7 protein-coding genes are annotated in these 7,747 nt (G+C 70.3%); 1 reads left to right on the forward strand and 6 read right to left on the reverse strand.

Going from position 1 to position 7,747, the window contains the following annotated elements; genetic code table 11:
• From C6N75_RS24385 to C6N75_RS24410, 6 genes are all read right to left on the reverse strand, one after another.
• On the reverse strand, positions 1–1,519 hold a 1,519-nt coding region (locus tag C6N75_RS24385; RefSeq protein WP_105871049.1), incomplete at its 3' end, for a hypothetical protein.
• Complete coding sequence (locus C6N75_RS24390; RefSeq protein ID WP_105871050.1) at positions 1,516–2,595, reverse strand: hypothetical protein; 1,080 nt, start codon at positions 2,593–2,595, stop codon at positions 1,516–1,518. The genes C6N75_RS24385 and C6N75_RS24390, both read right to left, overlap by 4 nt.
• A gap of 81 nt (positions 2,596–2,676) precedes the next feature.
• Entirely contained in the window at positions 2,677–3,993 is a 1,317-nt protein-coding gene (locus C6N75_RS24395) for a hypothetical protein (RefSeq protein WP_105871051.1), read from the reverse strand.
• A gap of 7 nt (positions 3,994–4,000) precedes the next feature.
• On the reverse strand, positions 4,001–4,303 hold the full coding sequence (locus C6N75_RS24400) for a hypothetical protein (protein WP_105871052.1): 303 nt from the start codon (positions 4,301–4,303) through the stop codon (positions 4,001–4,003).
• A gap of 2 nt (positions 4,304–4,305) precedes the next feature.
• Positions 4,306–5,358 carry a bifunctional lytic transglycosylase/C40 family peptidase gene (locus C6N75_RS24405; RefSeq protein WP_258177590.1) on the reverse strand — a complete coding sequence of 351 codons (1,053 nt, stop codon included), beginning with the start codon at positions 5,356–5,358 and terminating at the stop codon, positions 4,306–4,308.
• Positions 5,359–5,470: 112 nt separating this feature from the next.
• Entirely contained in the window at positions 5,471–7,099 is a 1,629-nt protein-coding gene (locus tag C6N75_RS24410; RefSeq protein ID WP_105871053.1) for an FtsK/SpoIIIE domain-containing protein, read from the reverse strand.
• A 185-nt stretch (positions 7,100–7,284) separates the two neighbouring features.
• On the opposite strand from C6N75_RS24410, the gene C6N75_RS24415 reads away from it, so the two are divergent.
• Positions 7,285–7,747: helix-turn-helix transcriptional regulator (locus C6N75_RS24415; RefSeq protein WP_146132662.1), on the forward strand; the 463-nt coding region annotated here is incomplete at its 3' end.

Here is a 7,747-nt window from a genome sequence, read left to right on the forward strand (position 1 = left end):
TGATGCCGTACGCCCGGATGTCGGCCCGCTCCCCCAGCGCGGCGAGGTCCGCGGCCTCGGAGAGGCGGCCGGCACGTGCGGCATCGATGGCGGCCTGGTGCTGGCTGTCCATGGTGGGCACGGGCGCGGTCGCCGGTTCGGAGTGATGCGGGCGGGCGGTGTCGGGGTCGTCGGGCTCCTGGTCGTACGCCAGCAGGGCGTCCAGGCCGGTACGGCCCGACGGGCCTGAGGCCGGGCCCTCCTCGTCGTCCCGGTCCTGGGGTCGGTGCCGGTCGTCGTCTTGGCCGCCGTCGTCCTCCTGGCCGTGGTCGTCCTGGCCGTGGTCGTCGTCATCGGCGTCCGGTGTCCGCTGCGCAGCGCGGCGGCGGGTCGAAGTGTCGGTGAGGGCCGCCTCCTCCTCGTTGAGCACGGTGTGCACGATGTCCACGTAGGAGGGACCCACCTTCCACACGGCTTGACCTGGCAGCAGGGTGGAGATCCGCGAGGTGGCCCAGGCAGGCAGGCCAAGGAGCGCGCCGACCGCTTCGGCCTCCTCGGGGCCCAGGCGGCCCACGTAGGCGACTTCGCAGAGCCGGGCCAGGTCTCGGGCCTGACCGCTGCCGAGGTCGGACAGCGTGTGCATCACGCAGTCCAGGGACAGGCCGGCCTTGCGGGAGTTCTTCAGTAGCCGTTGCATCAGGCCGGCGGTCGCGGGCGACAGCAAGATCTCCCACGCCTCTTCCAGGACCAGGTGCCGGTGGGGGGCGGTGGACTGCGGCAGCCAGACGTGTTCGGCCCAGCACGCGACGGCCGCCATCAGTGAGGGGATGGCCGGTGAACTGCGGTCCAGGGCGGTGAAATCCAGGGACAAGATCGGTAGGTCTGCGGGGGGCAGGCCGGCGTCGGGTCCGTCGAACAGGCCCCGCATGGAGCCTTCGGTGTACCGGCTGAGCGCTATGGCCGCGTGCTCGCCCCACGCCGTCAGCCGCTCCGCGCTCCACCGGCCGTCTTCCGGGCTGATCAGCGCATCCACCAGCCCCGTCAGCGTGGTGGCCTTGGGGTGGGTCAAGGCGTGTTGAAGGGCGTGGGTGGAGTGGGGGGTGAGCGCGGCCGGCTCCACCGACAGGATCAGCGAGCGGACGAGCTGCTCGCGTACCTGGGGCGGCAGCAGCTCGGAGAGCGGATTCAGGGTGAAGTCACCGGCCCTGATGATCTGGCCGCCGAGGGAGCGCACCAGGGGCGCCCATTCCCCGCCCGTGGCGGCGTCCTCCCCGAAGCTGTCGACGACGACGGCCTGGTGGCCGCGCTCCAGGATCTCCCGCCTGATCCGCGCTTTGGCGGTGGCCGACTTGCCGGAGCCGAGGCCGCCGAACGCCAGGCTGCTGGTGGAGGGCAGGAGTTCGACGGGGACCTGGACGGGCGAGAGGTGGAACGGTCTGCCGTCTACCTCGCTGCGGCCGATGCGGATGCCGGGGAACGCTGCGGCCGATGCCGGGAGCGGGGCGGTGACGGCAGCGGCGGTGGTGGTCAGGCGGATCACAGGACGGCCCCCTTGCGGGTGCAGGCGGCGTGCGGGGTGGTCATCAGGTAGGCGCGGTGCTGCTGGCCGGGCAGCCAGTCCAGGCGGATGCGGTGCCGGTCGGCGGCCAGGTGGGCGCGCCACCGGGCCTCCGCGATCTCTTCCGGGGTGTCGGCCCACACGGTCAGGTAGGCGTCCAGGTCCACCAGCGCCGCGCCGGCCGCCAGTGCGCCCTGGGTGCCGCTGCTCGCCAGGCTCTGTGTCGCCGCTTTGATCGTGTCGGTGGTGAAGGCTTCGCCGGCGGCGCTCTGCCACTTCGCGGAGCGGCGGGACTGGCCGGCCGGGAGCGGCCGGTAGAGCACGCCCAGGCTCCAGTCCGCGGCTGCGCCCAGGAGCAGACGCGGCATCAGGTCGCCGTCGGTCTCCTGCGGCCACGCGGTGATCCGGGCCGTCACCGCGTAGCGGCCGGTATCGAGACCGACCCAGCCGGGTCCGCGCTCGCTTACCTGGGGGGCCGGTTCGGGCTCCAGCGGCGCCAGCGCGCCCAGGCCCGCGAACTCCCCGGCGATGGTCTCCAGGAGCCGGTCAGGCTGGCCGACCAGTCCGCGCGGCACGTGGATGGAGAGAGTCTGGGCGTGGTGGGTGTCCTCGGTGGTGGTGCGCTGGTAGGCGCCGTGGACCTGGACGCCGGCCGTGCGGGCCTGGCCGCCGGCGAACGCCAGTGCCCGGCCGAGTGCCTCGTGCCAGAGGGTGCGCCGGTAGGGGTCTTGCATGGTGCCGTGGTCCGGGTAGAGCGTCCAGGTGGACGTCGCGCTGCCCCGAGCGGGACGGGTCATGGCGGCCGGCGCGGTCCGCTCGACCAGCCGCCGACCGCCGACCGCCGCCCACCGGCCCAGCGACCGGGGGCCCGGCGACCAGTTGACCAGCGCGGCCGCCGCGCCCACCGCGCCGAGCGTCCAAAACGGCGGCGGGGTGATCATGGCCGACGCCATCAACCCGCCGCCGACGAGCCCGACTCCCTTCGTCAGTCCGCGCTCCAGCGGGGACAGACCCCGTTGCAGCGCGGGGACGCGGTAGCCGGGTGACAGCGAGTACACGGGGGAACCTCCGGGTGCGGGTCGTGCAGGGGACGGGCCGGAGCCGAGTGGCACCGGCCCGGGAGGCGGGCGCCGCTGCGGCTACGGCCGGAACGGCGGACCGGCGGGCGGCGGACCGGCGGGCGGCTGCGGGCCGGCTCCTGGCGACGTCGCCGGCGGACCGGCCGGGCGCGGGGCGGGCGACGCCGGCCGGGCCTGCGGGACCGTCCGCCCCGTCCCGGCCGGCGCACCGCCGCCGGCCGCCTGGACGGCAGCGCGGGACTGGAGCCGGGCCCGGCGCATCCGCTCGTAGCGCTCCGCGCTCTCGTGCGTCTGGGCGATGGCCGAGTCCGTGGTGAGCCGACCGGGCCGGGCTGGCTGCCGGATGCCGTAGGCGGCCAACAGCCGGTCGCCGTCCTGGGCGACCGCGCGGCCCGGGGTCGGCACCGTCCTGATCCGCGGGGAGTTCTCCTGCTCGTAGAACGTGGGCACGCCGGCCCGGACCACGTCCCTCACCAGGCGGTTGGTGGTGTGACGCTCCACCACCGTGCGCACCTTTCCGGCGATCCGCGGCCCGAAGTAGGGCACCCCGTGGAAGATCATGCGCAGCATCACCACGTCGGCGGCGACCAGCAGCACCCCGTCCATGACCAGGTTGCCCTTGGCCAGCGCCACGAACGGGGCGACGATCAGCAGGGCGAACGGCGCGAACATCAACCCCAGCAGCCTGCCGGCCCAGGCCCGGACGGCGGAGGTGTCCCCGCCGCGCGCCAGAGACGCCAGCACCAGCGGGGCGAGACAGACGAACACCAGGATGCCGAGCTGGCGACACAGGAAGACCAGGCCGGCGAGCGCCAGGGCGACCACCAGCGCGGCGACGATCAGCAGCAGCGGCAGTGGGTCCAGGGTCCGGGCGGCTGCGTTCATGTCGGTGCCGATGGTCGCGAACAACGTGCTCTCGTTGGAGTTGAAAGCGGCGGTGAATGCCGAGCTGACGGCCTTGGCCAGCAAGTCGACCGCGCCGGGGATCGCGCCCATGGCGATGATCGCCACCAGGGCGGAGCCGACCGACGTCCCCATCTGCCGCAGGTGCGGCGCCCCCCGCCAGGCGGTGAGCGCGCACACCACGACGACCACCGTGGCGATCACCACCGCCAAGTGCTGCCCCAGCCACTGGAACGGTTCGTAGATCACCGAATCCGGCCGGTCGGGGGCCCACACCTCCTCAGGGACCAGCAAGTCGTGAAGCTGCGTGATCAGCTTGTCGGCCATCTTCCTGACGGAGTCGGCGGCCCCGTCGGCCATGCCTCCCCCACCGCCGCCGGAGCCGGTGGCCCCGTCCGGGCCGGCCTCCTCGTTCGCCATGCAGATGTCGTAGGCCGGGCCCTTCAGCAGCTCGCAGCCAGGCTTATCGGGCATGGTCGTCCTAGTTGTTCTGGGAGCTGCTGGCGGTCGGCTTCTCGGCGTCCGTCACGGTGGAGAAAAGGGTGTCCCCGTACAGGGCGAGGATGACGGCGACGAAAAGCGTGCCGATCGCCATTCCGCCCTTGCGCAGCGCCGCTTTGGCGTCCTGCGGGAGCTGGAGCAGCATGCGGACGGCGATGACCGCGATCACGGCGGCGATTCCCTTCGTCACCAGCCCCTCGCCGGTCAGGCCGATGGTGTCGAAAAAGTCCACGAATCCCTTGGACATGTCGATGGGAGCAGCGAGAAGGCCGAATTCGCTCATTATCAGATCTCCTTGCTTGATGCGTGTACGGGGCGGGCGACGGCGTAAAGGTCGTCCATTGAGTCGATTCGGGAGTAGCGGACCTGAGTGCCGGGGCGGGGTGCGTCGATCATGTACGGTCCGCCGACGTAGATTCCGACGTGGTGTATTCCGGCGGCGGCACTGGAGCCGTAGAAGATCAGGTCTCCGGGGCGGGCCTGCTTGAAATCAATCCTGCGGGAGGCGGCGTATTGTGCGGCGGCCGTTCGGGGAAGGGTGATCCCCGCTTTCGCGTAGGCATAGAGCGTGAGTCCCGAGCAGTCGAATCCGGTGATACTCGCGCCGGATTTTCCGCTCGGAGAGCAGCAGATGCCCGTGGAAGGCCCGGCGGCGTTTCCGCCGCCCCAGGAGTAGGGCTTTCCGATCATTTTCTCGGCGGCGGAGATCGCGGTTTTCGCCTGCCCGCCGCTCACTATGCGGCCGGAGCCGGACGGCTGCTTGGAGGCGTCGGTGATGGCGCGGACGTAGGTCTGGGTCTCCTTGTACGGCGGTATCCCGCCGTACTTCTTCACCGCGCCGCTTCCGGCGTTGTAGGCGGCCAGCATGTTTTGCTGCTTGTCCCCGGGCACGTCCGAGACTTCCTCAGCGACGGTGCACAGGTATCGAGCGGAGGACGGGATAGCGTCTTCGGGGTCCCAGACGTCCCGCTTTCCGTCGCTGTTTCCGTCGATTCCGTGGGATTCCCAGGTGGAGGGCATGAATTGCGCGATGCCTTGCGCTCCGGCCGGGCTCTGTGCTTCAGGGTCGAATCTCGATTCCTGTGACAGGAGGGCGGCGAGAAGATCCGGCGTGACTTCCGGGCAGGTGCGGCCGGCCTCCTCGACGAGGTCCTGGTACTCGCTGGGGACGGCCAGGCTCAGGGCCGCGCCCACGGGGTCCTCGCCGGCCGCCTGGAGCAGGGCGGCTCCCGCGACGGCGGCAGTGGCGCCTACCGCGAGAATCGCGGCCGTAGGGGCTCTCACGGCGAAACTCCTCCATCCCGTCATTTGCTGGTTTTCGCTGGTCAGGTCCGTCATTGGACTCCGTCATCGTTCCGTCAGTCCTGACGGAGCGTCCGTCAGGACTGACGGAGCCCTGACGGTGGTCTGACGGAGCCTTTGACGGTGCTCTGACGGTGCTCGGTGACGCTTACGAGCCGTCGTCCGCGGCGGCCGCCAGGTCCGTCAGGAGGTAGCCCCGTGCGCCCGAGCTGGTCCTGTGCGCCTGCACTCCGAGGAGTTTGCTGAGGCGCTTTCCGCGTGCGATCGGGTCGGTCTCTTCGATTCCGAGCAGCGGTGCCAGCTCTGCTGTGGGCATGAAATCGACCTCCCTTTCTTGCAGCACGGCGATAGCTTGATCCACCGGCGACGCCGGGGCGGTTTCCGGTGCCGCCGCCCCCTTCGGGCTTTTTTGGAGCCGCGCGGCCGCTTCGTCTACGACGTGCCACATGAAGGATTCCGGGAAGTCGAATCCACGGATGAGGGTGGAAGTCCCCCGCGCGAAAAGGACGGCCTGCCCCTTGATTCCCGGGTCAAGGCTTTTCGGGTGGATCGGCGCTACGCTATCAAAGTAGTTGTCCCCCAGCGCCACCTTTGCCGTGCCGCTGGAATCCACATACAAGCACAGCCGGTATTGGAGCTGACTACGCACTTTCACCGGAATGGCCTCCCGGTCGGGACGCTGCGTCATCAACACAACGGAAACCCCGGCCTCCAGGCCCTTGGCGGTCAGCTTGCGCGCCTTTTCGGTGATACGGGCCGCCCGGTCCCGACCCTTCTGCGTGCCATCGTCGGCGAAGAAGTCAGCCACTTCGTCCACGATGAGGATGACGGGTTTGAACCGCGGGGCCGGCTGACGATTCTGCTTGGCCTCCTGCATCCTCGTATAGCGCTTTTCCACGCGCCCGTTCAGCTCATCCAGCACGCTTTCGAAGACGGCCGGATCGTCCGACGCCTCAAAGCGCGCGCACGCGCTGGAGAAGTGCGCGAATCCAGCGAGTTTTCCGTCCACGAGGTAGAGATCAAAGCTCTCGTAGGCGATGAGCAGACAGGTCACCATTCCGTTGACCAGAGTCGTTTTACCGGTCTGACTCATACCGGCCACCAGCATGGACGCCTTATCCAGGGTCTCAACGCCGAAAACCTGACCGGTGATTTCATGTCCCAGCGGGACACCGCCGTGCGCCTTGATCTCCTGACGGGTTGGCGCAGGAAAGGGCCGGGTGAAAGGCGGGTCATCCAACACCAGGAGCTTCACGCGCCGCTCCTCGCGGCGGCTGCGCTCGACCTTCAAGTGCAGGCGGGTGGCGCGGAACATTCCTGCCACGGCCGCCAGACGGTTTTCCACGTCCTCGAATTTGCCGCCCTCAGGCAGTAGGAACTCGTAAATCCTGCCGGTGGAAACCTGCGTGACGGTGACCTCGTCGGCGTCGATGACCTGGTCGACCTTGATGACGCCGGCCTTGGTGAACGCGGTGGTCAGGAGCGGGTGCGGGCGGACCGGCGGGCCGGCCTCCTCGACCGCCTGGTCCGCCGGGCCGGCGGCGGGTTCGGGGACGGAGCGCCAGCGGGCGAGCAGCCAGGTGCGCGTCCTCCAGGCCGCGTAGCCGAGCGCGACCAGCACGCCGGCCACCAGGAGCACCGTCGCACCCCAGGACAAGCCGAGCTTGTCCCTGATAGCGACCAGGATGCCGGTCACGATGACCAGCGCCCCGATCGCCCCGGCCGCCTGCCCCCACAACTCGTCCTCGGCATCACTGCTGGTCCGCTTCTTCGCCACCGACTCCCCCGTTCATCCGTGGTAGTGATCAAGAAATCACAGTCCGTACAGGTATTCGACCGCTTTGGCTTTCTGACGGACGATCACCTGTGCTCACAGTGGGAACGGCGTCGCTGCTACTGGGTCACTGGCGATATCGGACGGTCCTGTGAGCCTGCGAATGGCCGGTATTGGAGGATGAGCGCATGCCGCGCCCCCTGCTGAATCAGCGAGAGGCTGCCGCCGCCTGCGGCGTCAGCCGCAGCACCATCCGCCGCCGCCGCGAGAGCGGCGAGTTCCCCGGCGCGTACGAGGACCCGACTCGCGGGTGGATGGTCCCCGTTGAGGATCTGCTGGCCGCCGGATTCACGCTGGACGCGCCCGCTCCCCCGGACCTGGTACCGAGCGCGCCGACGGTGCCGGGCGGGGTGTCCGCCGCCGGGCACGGTCAGGTGCTCGACGACGCGGCGGCGCTGCGGGCGGCACTGGAGCGGGAGCGGGAGCGGGAGCGGGAGCGGGAGCGGGCGGAGCGGGAGCGCGCGGAACACCGGCTGGAGCTGGCGGAGGAGCGGGCGCGCAGCCTGACGGTGCAGGTGGAGGCGCAGCGGGAGCACATCGACTCGCTGCGGGCGCTGCTGCCGGGGGTTGGAGCGGGCGGCGGTGGAGGGG

The organism is Streptomyces solincola (assembly GCF_002982015.1).
GTDB classification, from domain to species: Bacteria; Actinomycetota; Actinomycetes; order Streptomycetales; family Streptomycetaceae; genus Streptomyces; species Streptomyces solincola.